Raw genomic sequence first — 15,914 nt, forward strand, 5'->3', positions numbered from 1 at the left:
CGCGGCGGCGTACGGCGGGTTCCGGACCGGTCCCTTGGGCGGAGGACGGGCGTCCGGTGGTCGTAGGACCCGCGGCCGGGGGCGCGCCGGCGCGTACGCGAGCGCACCGGACTCCGCCGGACAAACACGGTGCCGCCCCGCCTTCGTAGGATTCGGGCATGACGGAACTGATGGGGCGGGACGGCACCTGGGCGTTCGACGGCGAGGGCATACGGATCGTGCCGGGGCGCGGGCGCGGGGTGCACAAACTCCGCGCGGACTTGGGGGAGTTCACGGTGCCGCTGGCCGCCGTGGCCACGATCTCGTACGAGCCGGCCCGCAAGGGCGGCCGGCTGCGACTGCGGCTGCGGGAGGGCGCGGATCCACTGCTCCAGGTCACCGGCGGCAGCCTGCCGGACGACGCCGACCCGTACCAGATGGCGGTGGACCCCGGACGGGTCGGCGTCGCCGAGTACTTCGTCGACACCGTGCGGCAGGCCCGGACGCTGGAGCAGGTCCCGGACGGGCCCGCCGACCGCTACCTGCTGCCGGGCCCGCCGGTGCCACTGACGGCCGCCGGGGTGGACGGCATCGCCGCCTTCGACGGGGAGCGGCTGCGCCTGGAGTGGCGCTGGAACACCAGCGAGACCAAGCGGAAGGACGGTCCCCGGGACTTCACGCTGTCCGAGCTGGCGGCGGTGGAATGGCGGGCCCCCTCCGGCCTGGAGTCGGGCTTCCTGCGCTTCCGGCCGCGGGGCACCACCCGGCAGCCGGCACCCGATCAGGACCCCAACTCCCTGGAGCTGTGGGGCTTCAAGAAGGAGAGCGGCACGACCGCGCTGCTGGCGGCCGCGGTCGCGGTGCGGCTGCCGCACCCGTCGGCCGGTGCGCCGCTCCCTGATCCGGGCAAGGCCCTGGAGGCGGCCCCGGCGGCGCCCGCCACGGCGGCGCCCGCCGTGTCCGACGACCACGACACGCTGCTGCGGCGGCTGCGTGAACTGGGCGAGCTGCGCCGCGACGGCGTTCTCACAGAGGAGGAGTTCACCGCGGCGAAGGCGGCGGTCCTGGCGCGCTTCCACACCGCTGGCTGAGGATCCGCGGCGCCGCCCCGTGCGCCGCCGGCCGGCCGTTTACGCTGCCGCCATGGCACACAACACACCGCGGGCACGGGCACCGCAGACGACACCGACGGCACGGGCGGGGCAGGTCGGCGGGACGGCCACCTCGGATCGGCCCACCCTGCCCGCCCCTTCCTCCCGCGCCGGGCAGCACACGCAGACCGAGCCGGTGCCCCGGGACGCCCTGCGGAGCGAGGCGGCACCCCGGAAGATCGCGGTGGTCACCGGCGCCGGCTCCGGCATCGGACGGGCGGTCGCCCACGCGCTGTCCGAGGCCGACTGGACGGTGGTGCTGGCCGGGCGGCGCGCCGAGGCCCTGGCGGACACCGCGCGGCTGGTGGGCCTGACCGCCCCCGAGAGCCCCGCGATGATGGCGGTGCCGACCGATGTCACCCGCCCCGACCAGGTCGACGCCCTCTTCGAGGCGGTCCTCGAACGGTTCAGCCGGGTCGATCTGCTCTTCAACAACGCGGGCACCTTCGGCCCGGCGGTGCCGCTCGACGAGCTGACTTACGAGGACTGGCGCACGGTGGTGGACACCAACCTCACCGGCGCCTTCCTGTGCGCCCGGGCCGCCTTCCGCGCGATGCGGAACCAGGAGCCGCAGGGCGGCCGGATCATCAACAACGGCTCCCTGTCCGCGCACACCCCGCGCCCGGACTCCATCGCGTACACCGCCACCAAGCACGCGGTCACCGGGCTGACCAAGTCGCTCTCCCTGGACGGCCGTCCGTACGGCATCGCCTGCGGCCAGCTCGACATCGGCAACGCGGCGACCGAGATGACCGGCCGGATGCAGACCGGCATCCCGCAGGCGAACGGCGTGCCGGCGGTCGAGCCGGTGATGGACGCGGCGGATGTCGCCCGCACGGTCGTCCACATGGCGGCGCTGCCGCTGGAGGCCAATGTGCAGTTCGCCACCGTGATGGCCACGAACATGCCGTACATCGGCCGGGGTTGAGGCGCTTTTCGGTCAGGTCGGCGGGGGCTGCGGGCGTAGTTGAGCCAGCGCGCCGGCCCGGGCGCCGAATCCGCGTACGACCCCTGCCCTCCTGCCGCCTGCGGTGGCACCCTTACCCCGGATCCGCACCGCTCGTCTGCCGGGCCGCCCTCGCGCGGCCCGTCCCCCACGGCCGCGCGCAGCTGCCGCGCGGCCCCCGCAGAAGGAGTTACGCGTGAGACGAACCGTACGTGGCACAGCGGCAGTTCACGGCACACCGGCGCCGCACCCCGTGCGCGGAGCCCGGGCCGCCCTGGGCGCCTTGACGGCCGCCGGTACGCTGCTCGCCCTGCTGCTCCCCGCCGCCCCGGCCGGCGCCGCGGCGCACCCCGCCCACCGCTCCCCCACCCCGCAGACCGCCCTCGACGCCTTCTGGACCGCGGACCGGATGCGCGCCGCCGAGCCCCTCGACCTCCCCGCCCCCGCGCGGCGGCCCACCGCCGCGGTCCGGCACGGCGCCCCGCTCGCGGTGGCGCCCACCCTCCCCGGGCCTTCGAAGGCGTCCGCCCGCCCTGGCGCCCTCCCGCAGGCCGGCGGCCCGTGGACCGGCGGCGGCGCGGTCACCAAGACCACCGGCCGGGTGTTCTTCACCTACCAGGGCCGCACGGCCGCCTGCTCCGGTGACGCGGTGACCAGCGGCAACAAGAGCACGGTGATCACCGCCGGGCACTGCGTGAAGCTCGGCGGCGTCTGGCACACCGACTGGGTCTTCGTCCCCGGCTACCACGACGGCGAGGCCCCGTACGGCAAGTGGGCGGCCACCAAGACCCTGTCCACCCCGCAGTGGACGGCGAGCGAGGACATCAACTACGACGTCGGCGCCGCGGTCGTGGCCCCGCTCGACGGCAAGAAGCTGACCGATGTCGTCGGCGGCCAGGGCCTGTCCTTCAACTCCGGCTACACCACGACGATGTACGCCTTCGGCTTCCCCGCGGCCGCCCCGTACGACGGCAGCAAGCTCATCTACTGCGGCGGCACGACCTTCAAGGACCCGCTGTTCTCCGGCGACCACGGCCTGGGCTGCAACATGACCGGCGGCTCCAGCGGCGGCCCCTGGTTCACCTCGTTCGACGAGAAGACCGGCACCGGCCTGCAGTCCTCGGTGAACAGCTTCGGCTACCAGTTCTGGGCCAACACCATGTTCGGCCCGTACTTCGGCGACGACGCGAAGAACCTCTACACCCAGGCGCAGGCGACCTGACCCGCGCACCCCGGCGGCTCCCGCCCGGCGCCCTTCGGGGAGCCGGGCGGGATCGTTCCTTCCGTCGCGGTCCCGCTCAGTGCGGCGCCATCTCCCGCAGCGAGGCGAGCAGTTCGGTGCCGTCGGGGACCCCGAGGCCGGTGCAGGGGTTCCAGCCGGGGGCGGCGCTGAACTCCCCGTTGGTGCCGTCGATGATCTCGCGGAAGCCGCGTGCGGTGCGGCCCGGCCTGGCACCCGCGTACAGCTGGGGGTGGAGCATGCCCAGCGGGCGGCCGAGCGACTGCGCCAGCCGGCAGGTCAGGGCGGCCCAGAGGGGCGCCACCGCGCTGGTGCCGCCGATCACCGAGCGGTGGCCGTCCACCAGCACCTGGTAGCCGGTGGCCGGATCGGCGACGCCCGACACGTCCGGTACGCCGCGGCCCGGCGGGCTCCCGTTGTGCGGCACCCCGGCGGTGGTCTGCCAGGCCGGCAGGTCGAACGCCTCGCTGACTCCGCCACCGGTGGCGCCGCCCGCCGCGCTGCCGCCCCACACCCGCTCGTGGCGCACATGGCCGGTGGCCGGGTCGGCGTCCAGGCGGGTGCCGCCGCAGGCCAGCGCGTGCGGGCTGGAGGCCGGGAAGTCGGTGTGCGGCAGCCCGTCGCCGACGCCGTCCCCGCTGCCGTTGTCCCCGGCCGCGGCGCAGACGGTCACCCCGAGCGCCGCGGCGTCGGCGAACGCCTCGTCGATGACCGCGCGGGCCTGATCGGTCCAGAACGGCTCGGCCGCTCCCCAGCTGATGCTCAGCGCGGCCGGCGTCGGGGTGTCGTGGACGGCCGTGCTCAGCGCGTCGGCGAAGCCCTGGTCGGTGTTGTGCGCGAAGTACACCTTCTGCTCTGCGCCGGGCGCCAGCGCGCCCGCGACCTCGATGTCCAGCAGTACCTCGCCGTCGGCGCCGTCGGGGGCGCGGCCCGGCACGTTGCGGGCGCTCCCGATGTCCACCGCGGTCACCCGGGGGGCCGCCGGCAGTCCGAGCGAGGCGAAGTAGGTGTCCAGCTCGGATTCGGCGAAGCCACCGCCGAGTTCGATGATCGCCAGCGTCTGACCGCTGCCGTCGGTCCCGGGCGGGAAGTGGTACACCTCCGCCAGCTGCGAGGGCTTGTAGGAGATCCGGTGCGCCTTCGCCCGGGCCCGCCGCAGATGGGGACGGGCCTGCGGCCGGTCGTCCAGTCCGAGCACCGCGACGACCACGCCCGCCAGTTCGGCGGGTACCTCCAGCGGGCCCTCGCGGTGGCGGTGCGCGACGAGTTCCCCGCCGGTGGGATCGGGGCTGGCCGCACGGACCAGCCGGGTCCGGAACGCCGCGGCCAGCTCGTCCGCCGTCCCCGTCACCGTGACCCGCCGGGAGGCGAGATCGACCGCCGTCACCCGCACCCCGAGGCGGCCCAGCACCTCCCGCACCAGCTCGGCGTCGGCCGGATCCGCCCCGTATCTCCGCGCCAGCTCGGCCTGCGGGATGGTCTCCGGCCCCGTGATCAGCGCAAGCGGCACCTCGGCCCTGCGCCGCAGCACCACGGTGGCCTCGACGGCCATCGACCCGTCGAGCACCCCCGCCGGCCGCACGCGGGGCGCGACCGAGCGCTCACTACCGGGCACCGGGACAAATCGCTCGTTCATAGCACAATTGTCGACCCAGCCGCGCGGGGGGTGCACCCCGAGGAACTGGATCTTGAGGAGCGGCACACGACGGCACACGAGGACGCGGGCCCCGACGGGCGCGGCGCTCGCTCACGGGTGGCGGGTGCTGTTCCGCGGCAGCCTGAGGGCCGCGAGGACGAAGGTGACGCCCAGCGTGACGCTCGCGAAGACGAATCCGTGGAGCGTGGCCGAAGCCCTGACGGTTCCCGCGGCGTTGGACGCCGGATCGTTGGCCGCCAGGACGAGCGCGCCGGCCGCGGCGAGCCCGAACGCCCCGCCCAACTGCCGCAGGGTCTGCCGCAGGACCGAGGCGTCCGCACGCTCGTCGGCGGACACCGCACTCATCATGTCCGCGCTCAGCGCCGGAATCGGCATCCCCATCCCCAGCCCGGCGACGATCATCCCGGGCACCTGCCACGCATACCCGCCCCCGGAGAGAGCGGCCGTCCAGCCGGCGGTCCCCAGGGTGGCGCCCGCCACCCCCCACAGGACGGGCACGCGGACCGACCGGAAGAACTCCAGGAGATACCCGGAGGCGAACGTGCCCACCGCGAGGGCGGAGACGAAGGGAAGCAGTGACACGCCCGCGCCGAGCACCGTCAGGCCCAGGGTCTGGCGCAGCGAGACGGCTCCGTGCACCAGCACCGGGAACTGCGCGGCCCGGACCAGGAAGGTGACCGCCACCGCCACGGCATAGGTGGGATTCCGCAGCAGGCCGAAAGCGAGAACGGGACGGTCGGATCTGACGATGACCCGGACCGAGAGGGCCAGCAGCAGCACACCGAAGGCCAGGGCGGGGACCGTCCGCGCGTCCAGTCCCCAGATCCCGCTCTGGTACAGGGCGGAGACGAGCACGACCAGTGCCACGGTCATCAGGATCGGCTGGAGGAAGCGGAGCGGCTCCCCCGGAGCCCGCTCGCTCAGCCGGGCCCTGGTGATCGTCCACAGGACCGCTCCCCCTAGGGGAATGTTGATCAGGAAGATGGAGCGCCACCCGAAGAACTGCGTCAGCGCGCCACCCGCCAGGGGACCCACCACGAACAACGTCTGGGCCAGACCGGCGTACGTGGCCAGGGCCCGGCCGCGCTCGTGTTCCTCGTAGACATCCGTGATCACCGTCGTGGCGACGGGGAGCATCAGCGCGGCCCCCGCCCCCTGCGCCGCTCGCGCCGCGAGGACGAGCGGTTCGGCGAGCCCGCCGCCCGGCACCAGCCCGCAGCACCCGGAAGCGAGGGAGAAGAGCACGGCCCCGGACCGGAACACGGGAAGGAGGCCGAACTTCCGGGCCGCCATGCCGCCGACGGGCACCAGCGACGCCAGCGACAACGCGTAGACGAGCACCACCCGGTGCATGGCGGACGCGGTCAGGCCCAGACCGTGTGCCATCGGGTCGAGGGCCACCGCCACGACCGTCTCGTCGAGGAGCACCATCCCCCCGGCGCCCCCCATGGCGGCAAGGACACATCGCTTGCGGAACAGCGAGAGATCCGTACTCGTCAAAACCACTGCGCGCTCCTGGTGGACCCGTTGCCGTCACCAGCTGACGCCGTCGGCGCCCGGTCCCCGCGCACACCCGGACGCACGCGGCTGCGCGGGGAGGAACGCCTGACTCGATAGGGTCGGCTGATGCACGTAAGCGACGAATACGTACGATATCGGCAGGACGCTCAGGTTCTGGCGGAGGTGGGGCGGCAGTTGGCCGGGCAGGTGTCACGGTTCCGGGTGACGCTGTCGCGCGAGGCCGCCGAAGCCGCCGTTGCGGCGTGGGAGCGGGACGAGACGGGTGTCGTCGGCGAGGAGACCGTCGAGGAGTTCGCGCTGCGGGACATGGCGGCCGCGCTTGCCCTGATCGGCGCCGCGGTCACCGAGCGCGGGATCTGGGAGGACGGCCGGGTCGTGGTGGATCTCGGGGTGGTGCAGCTGGGGGCGGCGCTGCAGGCCGTGGGGCAGGTCCGGCAGCTGGACGGCTGAGCGGCGGCGGCGCGGCGGTCAGCCGGTGCGGTTCCCGGCGGCCCAGGCGGCCACCGGGGCGCGCCTCGTTGCCGAGCCGGAGCCGCGCGGCCACGGTCTGGGCGAGCTGGTCCCCGTCCTCCAGCGCGGCCAGCTCCACCAGCCACACCCCGCCTGGGAAGGACCGCCGCACCTCGGCGGCCATCCGCAACGCCAGCCGGGTCTTCCCGATCCCGCCCGGCCCGGTCAGGGTCACCAGCCGCCCGCGCGACATCAGCGCCCTGGCCCGGGACACCTCCTGCCGACGCCCGATGAGCCGGTTCACCTCGGCCGGACAGCACGCCCGCCTCCTCCCCAGCACGGGCAACCGCCGCCCCCGGCGGCCGCACGCCGCGAATCCGCCGCCGTCCCGCACCACGAAGGGGCAGGTGGGGGCCCGCACGTAGGGGCGCTTCAGGTAGTGGTCTGGGTATTTCCCTGGTTCCGTTCCCCGGGCCCGGGGAGTCCCATGGAGGCACGACGACATCTGGTACACGGCCGGAGGTGCCGACATGTGTGCTCACCACCGGGGCCCGACCGGGCGGACGGCGATGTACCTGCGCTGCTACCCCTACGACCGCTGGCAGATGAGCAGCCACCAGGAGGAGCTGCGCGACTACGCCCGCCGCCTCGGCCTGGGCGAGCCGGCCGTCTACCTGGACAACGGCGCTAGTTCGCTCGGCCCCCGCCCCGCCTTCGAACGACTCCTCCGACACACCGCCGGCGGCGGCTACCAGGTCCTGCTCGTCCCCGGCCCCTTCGTCTTCTCCCTCCACGACAACGAGGCCCGCGCCCTGACCGAAGCCATCCGCAGCTTCGGCTGCCGCGTCCTGGAACTCCCCTCCCCCACCAGGCTTCCAGCACTCCCTGCCAACGACCCCGACCGGGCCGCAGTGCGAGCGCGCCTGCCGGCGTGACGGGGGGGGCGCGTGAGCGTGCCGAAGAGCCGGCAATTGGGCATCAGGCGGCGGACGAGTCGGCCTGTACGCCGGGTTCTATCCGGCTGAAGAGTGGATCAGGCTCTGACCTGCTACAGCCAAGCGCATGGCCACAATGACCCCATGACCGTGAAACAGGCGCAGGACGCCGCAACCGCCCTACGCAACGCCGCCAAACGTTTCTTAGGACCCCTCTCCGTACTCCTCATCTTCGCCCTGACCTCCTGCTCCTCCCAAAGTCGCGCCACCAGCCACAGAGAGGTACGCAGACTCGCAGGGAGCACACAGGCCGAAGAGTCCCGGCACAAGGCAGAGAATCGCCTGCGATCCATCGCAGACGCCTACGACGAGAAAACCGCCCTCACCCTGGCCCTGGTCACCGTGGACGACATCTGCTCAGGCGGATCAGCGAAACAGTGGTTCTTCCAGACCGGCGACGACCAGTACAAGATCCGTTGCGCCCTGCGCCTCACCGCCTACTACGGCGCCGATCCCCACCACATCGGGGACGTCCTGGACAGCATCTTCACCGTCGGAGACCACTACTCCACCGACGGCGCCCCCGGGGACACCATCCCGTTCAACCACGACTACTACCGCAAGCACCTCATCGACTACTACCGGGGGCACAGCCCGAACCCGACGGGCCCCAACACGCCGGAACCAGCCCAGGTGTCCGACTCCTCACAGACCTTGTCATGGGACACCGTACGCAGCAGCCAGAGGAAGCTGGTGCAAGAGCCCGGCCCTGGCATGAAGAACGATCCGCCGGTCACGCGATGCCTGCGCGAACCGGCGCAGAAGACAGTCGCCGACATACGCAAGCAATACGGAATGGTGTTCAAGCTGGAATTCTCGTTCACCGACTACTACAAGGTCTCCAAAAAGGGTGAAGTACTTATAAGTTGGAGCGCACGCCGACGGACCCTCCAGGACGGCCTGGTCCATGAAGTCGCGTGACGAACACAGGAGTCGCGAAGGATATATTGTTCTGCGCAGAATCTTCGTCGGTGCTATTTTGCGGGCATAGCGAAGGCGAGTGACGCCGATCCGGTTCCCTCGTAGTAACTGACCGTTCCCCCCTTGCGCGGAACGTCAAGGACGATGTCCCCGGTTACAGCCTCTCCAGGGTGGTACGTCGTGTCGACACTCTGCGTACCGGTGGAGTCCATCGTGGCAACCCCCTGCACAGCCGTGCCCTTGCCCTCCCACTTCATCTTCCCGTACGGGTGGAAGCCACCATCTTTACCGCCAGTATTGGTGACTTCGACGGTGACCACGGCATATCGCCCCTTGGGCTTTACCGCACCGATCTCCGACGCTGTCACGTACTTGACGGCCTGAAAGGTGACAGACATCGTCGTCTTTGCCCCGGACGAGATATCAACAGCGTCGTAGGAGACCGTCTTCCCCACGGAAACGACTGGAGCCTCGACGTGCTTCTGGGGCGCCTCTGTGGCCACCTCTCGCTTCGGAACTGACGAGTGCGGCGGCTCCACGGGCCCGTCTTTGGACGACGAACAGCCAGTCACAAACGCTGCGATACCTAACGCCGCTATGACGAGCGCAGTGGCATGGCGAGATGGGCGCACAACGTCCCCCAGATTCCAGCGGACCCCCTGCCCGCGAGTGAGCGCACTGTACGGCACGCAGCGCGACGGGGCCTTGCGACCGGCTTTACTGATCCTGCCGCTCTCGATGCGCCGCGCCACCTCGGCGGCGCCAAGCAGGCACCGACCACCGGGCCCACCATTCGCTGCCGAGGAGCAGATCCAGTCAGCGCTTCAGGTACATCGTGCAGCCAGCCGGCGTCCTGACAGGCGAGCGTCTCCTCGTCGCGGTTTCGGTGTTCCGGTGCACGCCGGTTCGTCAACCGGTGCTCGTCTGTGTCCCACGGCGAGTGACGTGACCAGCAGCCGTCCGGTGAGCCAGCATCTCGGCAAGACCGGAAAGGGCCTCCGACGCAGGTCGGAGGCCCTTTCCGAGGCAAAGTCCCGGGTAGGGGCGGACGAGTCGGCCTGTACGCCGGGTTCTGTCGCCTCCGGGCCTTGCGGGCCGGAGGGAGACGGCCATCCATCTAGGGCTGTCGTTGCCGGCAGCCTCGTGCGGTCTACCCGCGGACTCGGGCGGGCAGCCCTCGGTCGTCCGCGCAGAGGCATCAGCCGATGCCTCCTCTTGACCTTGCTCCGGGTGGGGTTTACCTAGCCCTCCGAGTCACCTCGGAGGCTGGTGGTCTCTTACACCACCGTTTCACCCTTACCCGCGCCTCGCGGCACGGGCGGTTTGTTTTCTGTGGCACTGTCCCGCGGGTCACCCCGGGTGGGCGTTACCCACCACCCTGCCCTGTGGAGCCCGGACGTTCCTCGGGAGGATCCAGGATCCCCACGCGGCCGTCCGGCCGGCTCGTCCGCCGTGGCGACCATGCTACCCGCAGGCGGGGGCACCGCGGTCCGCGGCCGGTTCCGCCGGAGAGCCCTTGACCTTGCCGCAGCGGCAACGTTTCTACTGAGCGCATGAGAATCGGGGAGATGGCGGGGCTGGTCGGCGTCAGTACCCGCGCGGTGCGCCACTACCACCACCTCGGGCTGCTGCCCGAGCCCGCCCGCCGGGCCAACGGCTACCGGGAGTACGGGCTGGCGGACGCGGTCGCGCTGGCGCGGCTGCGCCGGCTGGTGGAGCTGGGGCTCGGGCTGGAGGAGGTGCGCGACGTGCTGGCGGACGACTCCGGGCGGGAGCTGGCCGAGGTGCTGGCCGAGCTGGACGCGGACCTGGCCCGGCAAGAGGAGGGGATCCGGTCCCGGCGGGTGCGGCTGGCCGCCCTGCGGCGGCAGGCCGAGGAGCACGGCGGGCTGCCCGCCGAGGGGCCCGTCTCGGACGAACTGGCCGCGGTCTTCGGGCGGATGGCCCGCGTCTCGGCCGCCCGTCCCGGCCCGGAGCCCGCCATGGCGGCGCGGGAGCGGGAGGTGCTGGCGCTGCTGGAGACGACGGGGCAGGAGCCCGGGGGCCGGCGGATGGCCGAGGTGCTGGGCGAGATGATCGCGGAGCCGGGGGCGGCGGAGCGGATGTACGAGGTGTACGGGCTGTTCGAGGCGCTGGCGGAGGCCGCGCCGGACGACCCGCGGGTGGCGCGGGCCGCGCGGGCGCTGGCCGACTGTGTGCCGGACGCGGTGGCCGCGGAGCTCGGCCGCGCCGCGGAGGCGGCCGGGCCGGACGCGGCGGCGGAGCACGGTGTTCTGGCGGCGTTCCACGCGCAGTTCACGCCCGCGCAGGCCGCGGCCGTGCGCGGGGCGGTCGAGCTGATCACGGCGCGTGCGCGATGAGCCGGCGCGGTGCGCTGCGGCGGCTGGCCGCCCACGAGGGACGGTGGCAGCGGAGTCTGCTGTGGTGGGTGGCGCGGCGCCGGATCGGGGTGGCGCCCGGCGAACGGGCCCTCGGCTACGCGGCGGCCCAGGCGGCGTTCGTCTACGGGCTGGCGTTCGTGTGCGTGGTGGAGACGGTGGGGCTGAGCGTGCTGCTGGCCGGCGCGCCGGTGGTCCACGGGGTGCTGCTGGTGCTCGATGTCTACACGGTGCTGATGGTGCTGGGCTTCCAGGCCGCGGCGGTCACCCGGCCGCATGTGCTGGGGGCGGGTGACCTGCGGCTGCGCGACGGCGCACGGCAGGAGCTGCGGATACCGCTCGGGCGGATCGCCTCGGTCCGCCACGACCTGCGGTTCAGCAGGGAGGGGGCCCGGGCCGGCGGCGGGGTGGCGGAGTTCGCCGTCGGCGGGCAGACCTCGGTCACCGTCGAGCTGAGCGAACCGGTCGTGCTGGAGGGGCTGTTGGGGCGCCGGACGACCGTCGGCACGGTGCGGTTCCACGCGGACGACGCCCGGGCGGCGGTACGGGCCCTGCGGGAAGCCGTGGCGGGGGACGGCTCCCCCGGGGACGCGGCGGGAGCCGGCGCGGCGGCCGTCACGCGGCCGTGAAGCGGACCGGGCGGTGGCCCGGATCGGCCTCGGCGAGGCGGACCGGGATACGGCGGCCGAGCGGCAGCGCGGGGCCTTCCGGGGCGGCCTCGACGGGCCCGATGACGGCCGGGTCGACGAGGTGGACGGTGCCCTGGGTGGGGTCCGCCTCCTGGATCTCGACGACCATGCCCTCGAAGACCTCCCCCACCCGGTCCCGCAGCAGCGCCGCCTCGACGAGGTCGGCGCAGGCCCGCTCCACCCGGTGGGCGCGCCGGGTGCCCAGCTCCATTTCTTCGGGCAGGCCGGCCAGCGCGCCGCGGACCCAGGAGGGCGCCTCGGTGCCGGCCGAGGCGGCCAGGCACAGTTCGGAGGTGTAGCGGTCCACGAGCCGCCGCAGCGGCGCGGTGGCGTGCGCGTACGGGGCGGCGACGGCGGCGTGCAGGACCTCGGACGCCGGGGGCGCGGTGCCGTCGAAGGCGGTGTAGCCGGCGCCGCGCAGCAGCGCGGCGCAGTCCTGGAGGAACGCGGCGTGGGCCGGGCGGCGCGGGTCGAGGGTGCGCAGCAGCGCCGCGTACGAGGTGTGGTGCGGCCAGTCGACGCCGAGCGCCCGGGCGGTCAGCCGCAGCCGGGCGACGGAGCCCTCCGGGGACGGGTGTCCCCCCTGCGCGAGCGCGGGTGCGTGCGTGGGGGAGGGCAGGGTGCGCAGGATGCCGGTGCCGGCGGACAGCATCAGCTCGGCCGCCGCCATGCCGGTGAGCAGGGAGATCTGCGCGTGCCAGCCGTGGACCGGGAGCGGGGCGCGGTAGGCGAGCCGGTAGCGGCCGTCCTCCTCGACGATGTCCTGCTCGGGGACGTTCAGGGAGATCGCGCCCCGGGCGACCTCCTGCTCCTCGCGCAGCTGTCCGATCTCGCGGAGCAGCGCGAGCGGCTCCTCGGCCGTCCCGTCGTCGAGGGATTTCTGCACGGCGGCTTGGTCCAGCCCGGCGCGGGAGCGGACCAGGGCGCGGCGCACCCGGACGCCGGCCGGGGCGCCGTCCGCGTCGAGGTCGAGCTGCCACAGGACGGCCGGGCGGTCCCGGTCGGGCAGCAGGCAGGCGGCGCCCTCGCTCAGCACGGGCGGGTACAGCGGGACCCGTTCGTCGGGGAAGTGGAGGGTCGTCACCCGGTGGTGGGCCTCGGCGTCCAGGGCGCCCCCGGGGGTCACGAAGGCGGCGATGTCGGCGAGGGCGTGGTGGACGCGGTAGCCGCCGCCGGGGCGGCGGGCGAGGAACACCGCCTGGTCGAGGTCGGGCGAGCCGGGCGGGTCGAGGGTGAAGAGCGGGAGGTCGGTGGCGTCCTCCAGGGTGTGCTCGCCCGCCACCGCGCCGTCGGCCGCCGGGATCCGCGGGGCGCGGGCGGCACTGTCCGCCTCGGCCTGCGCCGTGGGCGGGAAGTGGTCCGGGGTCTCCAGCCGTCCGCGCAGCTCGTGCAGGGCCAGTCGCAGCGGGGACTCGGCTGCGTCGGTCACATGCATGTGGAGACGGGGCATGGAACCGAGCGTATGGCGGGCGGCCGCTCCCGGCGCGGCGTGCGGTGGCACCCGGTGCCCGGCGGGCGCGCGGGTTCCCGGCCGGCCCGCCGCAGGCCATACGCTTTCCCGGGGCCGCGTCCCCGCCCGTACCGCCGTGAAGGAGAGACACCGTGCTCGTGCTGTTGCCGCCGTCCGAAGGGAAGGCCGCGGGAGGCAAGGGGGCGCCGCTGGACACCGGGGCACTGTCGCTGCCGGGGCTGACCGCGGCGCGCGAGGAGGTGCTCGCGGAGCTCGTCGAGCTGTGCGCCGCGGACGAGACCAAGGCGCGCGAGGTGCTCGGGCTCAGCGAGGGCCTCAAGGGCGAGGTCGCCAAGAACGCCGGGCTGCGGACGGCGGGGGCCCGGCCGGCCGGGGAGATCTACACCGGGGTGCTCTACGACGCGCTCGGCCTGGCGTCGCTGGACGCGGCGGCGCGGCGGCGGGCCCGGCGCTCGCTGCTGGTGTTCTCGGGGCTGTGGGGCGCCGTCGGGATCGGCGACCGGATTCCGTCCTACCGCTGCTCGATGGGGGTGAAGCTGCCGGGGCTGGGCGCGCTGGGCGCGTACTGGCGGGCGCCGATGGCCGAGGTGCTGCCCGCGGCGGCCGGGGACGGGCTGGTGCTCGATCTGCGGTCGGCGGCGTACGCGACGGCGTGGAAGCCCAAGGGCGAGGTGGCCGGGCGGACCGCGACGGTGCGGGTGCTGCAGTCCAGGACCGTGGCCGGGGTGGAGAAGCGGACGGTTGTCAGCCACTTCAACAAGGCGACCAAGGGGCGGCTGGTGCGGGACCTGCTGACCTCGGGGCGCGCGCCGGACGGCCCGGCGGAGCTGGTGGAGGCGCTGCGGGAGCTGGGCTACGCGGTGGAGGCGCAGGCTCCGGAGAAGCGCGGGAAGGCCTGGGCCGTGGATGTGATCGTGACGGAGCTGTAGGGGCGGCGAAAAAGGGGGGAGCCGGGCCGGAGACCCCGCTCGGTTGCAACATGCGCAACGCTCGTTGCGGAGAGTGGATGGCCCGCGCACCATGGGCGTCGTGACCAGCGACGCCCCCTCCCCCGCTCCCCCGTCGGTGCTCGGGCTCGCGCCCGTCCTCCCGGTCGTGGTGCTCCATGACGTGGCGGACGCCGTGCCGCTCGCCCGGGCGCTCGTCGCGGGCGGGCTGCCCGCGATCGAGGTGGTGCTGCGGACGCCCGCCGCGCTGGACGCGCTGCGCGCCATCGCCGACGAGGTCCCCGAGGCGGTGCCGGGCGCCGGCACCGTGCTGTCCCCGGAGCAGGTCGAAGCGGCCCGCGCGGCCGGCGCCCGCTTCCTGGTGAGCCCCGGGTTCTCGCCCCGGCTGCTGGGGGCGATGCGGGACTCGGGGGTGCCGTTCCTGCCGGGCGTCTCGACGGCCTCGGAGGTGGTGACCCTGCTGGAGGAGGGCGTCACCGAGATGAAGTTCTTCCCGGCCGAGGCGGCGGGCGGCACCGCCTATCTGGCCTCACTGGCCGCGCCGCTGCCGCAGGCCCGCTTCTGCCCGACCGGCGGCATCGGCCCGGCGTCGGCGCCGGACTACCTGGCGCTGCCCAACGTCGGCTGCGTCGGCGGCTCCTGGATGCTGCCGGCCGAGGCGAGGGCCGCCAAGGACTGGGACCGGGTGCGCCGACTCGCCTGCCGGGCCGCGGCGTTGGCGGCCTGAACCGGCGCCCGCACGACACCGGCGCCCGCACGACGCGTCGCGAAGGGCCCGGCACCTCGGTCGTGAGAGGTGCCGGGCCCTTCGCCTGGTCCGTCTGCCCGGGGGGGGCTCCCGGAGGCGCCGGCTACCGCAGGTGCGCCGTCTCGTTCAGCAGCCGCACCGAGGCGTTGCCGTCGGAGTAGTAGGCGACGGCGGACAGCGACGCGGCGGACAGCTCCATCCGGAACAGCGCCTCCGGCGGGGCGCCCAGCGCCAGCCGGACCAGCGTCTTGACCGGCGTGACATGCGTGACCAGCAGCACCGTGCGGCCCGCGTACCGGGCCAGCAGCTTGTCCCGGGCGACGGCGACCCGGCGGGCGACCGCGGCGAAGGACTCGCCGCCGCCGGTGGGCTCGGCCTTCGCGGAGGCGAGCCAGGCGTCGAGGTCCTCGGGGTGGCGCTCGCGCACCTCGGCGAAGGTCAGCCCCTCCCACGCCCCGAAGTCCGTCTCCCGCAGGCCCTCTTCGATCCGGACCTCCAGACCGAGCCGGGCCGCGACCGCCTCGGCGGTCTCCCGGCAGCGCCGCAGCGGGGAGCTGACGACGGCCTCGATCGTGCCGCGGGCGGCGAGCGCGGCAGCGGTCGCCTCGGCCTGGCGGCGTCCGGCGGCGGAGAGTTCGGGGTCGGTGCCGCCGCTGCCGGAGAAGCGCTTCTCCGGGGTGAGGGCGGTCTCGCCGTGCCGCAGCAGGACGAAGGTGGCGGGCGGGCCGAGGTCGGGGCCCCAGCCGGCCGAGGGTGCCTCCGGCGCCTCGTCGGCGGCCTCCGCGGCGGCGTCGCCGGCCTGGGCCGCGGCGCTCCGGGCG

General features: G+C 74.0%; 16 protein-coding genes and 1 other RNA gene. 11 read left to right on the top strand and 6 right to left on the bottom strand.

All coding sequences use genetic code 11. The features are described from left to right. Nucleotides 1-158: 158 nt before the first annotated feature. From IEY78_RS30685 to IEY78_RS30695, 3 genes are all read left to right on the top strand, one after another. Nucleotides 159-1,070, top strand: coding sequence for a DUF4429 domain-containing protein (locus IEY78_RS30685; RefSeq protein WP_189103868.1), 912 nt, complete (start codon nucleotides 159-161; stop codon nucleotides 1,068-1,070). A 52-nt stretch (nucleotides 1,071-1,122) separates the two neighbouring features. Further along, nucleotides 1,123-2,058: an SDR family oxidoreductase gene (locus tag IEY78_RS30690; protein ID WP_229700274.1), complete on the top strand. Its 936-nt coding sequence runs from the start codon at nucleotides 1,123-1,125 to the stop codon at nucleotides 2,056-2,058. Nucleotides 2,059-2,272: 214 nt separating this feature from the next. Continuing rightward, complete coding sequence (locus tag IEY78_RS30695; RefSeq protein WP_373294276.1) at nucleotides 2,273-3,298, top strand: trypsin-like serine peptidase; 1,026 nt, start codon at nucleotides 2,273-2,275, stop codon at nucleotides 3,296-3,298. Between the two features lie 76 nt (nucleotides 3,299-3,374). Here the strand turns inward: IEY78_RS30695 and IEY78_RS30700 are convergent, their stop codons facing one another. Both IEY78_RS30700 and IEY78_RS30705 read right to left on the bottom strand, forming a co-directional pair. After that, nucleotides 3,375-4,952: a S53 family peptidase gene (locus IEY78_RS30700; protein WP_229700275.1), complete on the bottom strand. Its 1,578-nt coding sequence runs from the start codon at nucleotides 4,950-4,952 to the stop codon at nucleotides 3,375-3,377. A gap of 111 nt (nucleotides 4,953-5,063) precedes the next feature. Continuing rightward, a complete protein-coding gene (locus tag IEY78_RS30705) occupies nucleotides 5,064-6,479 on the bottom strand; it encodes an MFS transporter (protein WP_189103870.1) in 1,416 nt (471 codons plus the stop codon). 120 nt (nucleotides 6,480-6,599) lie between these two features. Here IEY78_RS30705 and IEY78_RS30710 point away from each other — a divergent pair, with 120 nt between their 5' ends. The 4 genes from IEY78_RS30710 (at nucleotide 6,600) to IEY78_RS30725 (ending at nucleotide 8,860) form a co-directional block, all read left to right on the top strand. Continuing rightward, a complete protein-coding gene (locus IEY78_RS30710; RefSeq protein ID WP_189103872.1) occupies nucleotides 6,600-6,944 on the top strand; it encodes a hypothetical protein in 345 nt (114 codons plus the stop codon). 68 nt (nucleotides 6,945-7,012) lie between these two features. Continuing rightward, nucleotides 7,013-7,369 carry a hypothetical protein gene (locus IEY78_RS30715; RefSeq protein WP_189103874.1) on the top strand — a complete coding sequence of 119 codons (357 nt, stop codon included), beginning with the start codon at nucleotides 7,013-7,015 and terminating at the stop codon, nucleotides 7,367-7,369. A gap of 105 nt (nucleotides 7,370-7,474) precedes the next feature. Beyond that, entirely contained in the window at nucleotides 7,475-7,879 is a 405-nt protein-coding gene (locus IEY78_RS30720) for a recombinase family protein (protein WP_189103876.1), read from the top strand. 144 nt (nucleotides 7,880-8,023) lie between these two features. Further along, nucleotides 8,024-8,860 carry a hypothetical protein gene (locus IEY78_RS30725; RefSeq protein ID WP_189103879.1) on the top strand — a complete coding sequence of 279 codons (837 nt, stop codon included), beginning with the start codon at nucleotides 8,024-8,026 and terminating at the stop codon, nucleotides 8,858-8,860. 53 nt (nucleotides 8,861-8,913) lie between these two features. On the opposite strand, the gene IEY78_RS30730 is transcribed toward IEY78_RS30725, so the two are convergent. Then, on the bottom strand, nucleotides 8,914-9,315 hold the full coding sequence (locus IEY78_RS30730) for a DUF4352 domain-containing protein (protein ID WP_189103881.1): 402 nt from the start codon (nucleotides 9,313-9,315) through the stop codon (nucleotides 8,914-8,916). Nucleotides 9,316-9,905: 590 nt separating this feature from the next. Next, an RNA gene (gene rnpB, locus IEY78_RS30735) (RNase P RNA component class A) lies at nucleotides 9,906-10,306 on the bottom strand. Nucleotides 10,307-10,413: 107 nt separating this feature from the next. Between rnpB and IEY78_RS30740 the strand changes: the two genes are divergently transcribed. Both IEY78_RS30740 and IEY78_RS30745 read left to right on the top strand, forming a co-directional pair. Beyond that, nucleotides 10,414-11,220 (top strand): MerR family transcriptional regulator, encoded by an 807-nt coding sequence (locus IEY78_RS30740; RefSeq protein ID WP_189103883.1) that lies wholly within the window; start codon nucleotides 10,414-10,416, stop codon nucleotides 11,218-11,220. Continuing rightward, nucleotides 11,217-11,867, top strand: a complete 651-nt coding sequence (locus tag IEY78_RS30745) for a hypothetical protein (protein ID WP_189103885.1) — start codon at nucleotides 11,217-11,219, stop codon at nucleotides 11,865-11,867. The genes IEY78_RS30740 and IEY78_RS30745 overlap by 4 nt, the downstream gene beginning before the upstream one ends. On the opposite strand, the gene IEY78_RS30750 is transcribed toward IEY78_RS30745, so the two are convergent. After that, nucleotides 11,854-13,377, bottom strand: a complete 1,524-nt coding sequence (locus IEY78_RS30750) for an RNB domain-containing ribonuclease (protein ID WP_189103887.1) — start codon at nucleotides 13,375-13,377, stop codon at nucleotides 11,854-11,856. The genes IEY78_RS30745 and IEY78_RS30750 overlap by 14 nt on opposite strands. Before the next feature lie 152 nt (nucleotides 13,378-13,529). Between IEY78_RS30750 and yaaA the strand changes: the two genes are divergently transcribed. Both yaaA and eda read left to right on the top strand, forming a co-directional pair. After that, entirely contained in the window at nucleotides 13,530-14,327 is a 798-nt protein-coding gene (gene yaaA, locus IEY78_RS30755) for a peroxide stress protein YaaA (protein ID WP_189103889.1), read from the top strand. A gap of 91 nt (nucleotides 14,328-14,418) precedes the next feature. Next, nucleotides 14,419-15,072: a bifunctional 4-hydroxy-2-oxoglutarate aldolase/2-dehydro-3-deoxy-phosphogluconate aldolase gene (eda, locus tag IEY78_RS30760; RefSeq protein WP_189103891.1), complete on the top strand. Its 654-nt coding sequence runs from the start codon at nucleotides 14,419-14,421 to the stop codon at nucleotides 15,070-15,072. Between the two features lie 124 nt (nucleotides 15,073-15,196). Here eda and IEY78_RS30765 read toward each other — a convergent pair. After that, nucleotides 15,197-15,914: bifunctional RNase H/acid phosphatase (locus tag IEY78_RS30765; protein ID WP_189103893.1), on the bottom strand; the 718-nt coding region annotated here is incomplete at its 5' end.

Source organism: Streptomyces kronopolitis, assembly GCF_014646275.1.
Taxonomy (GTDB): domain Bacteria; phylum Actinomycetota; class Actinomycetes; order Streptomycetales; family Streptomycetaceae; genus Streptomyces; species Streptomyces kronopolitis.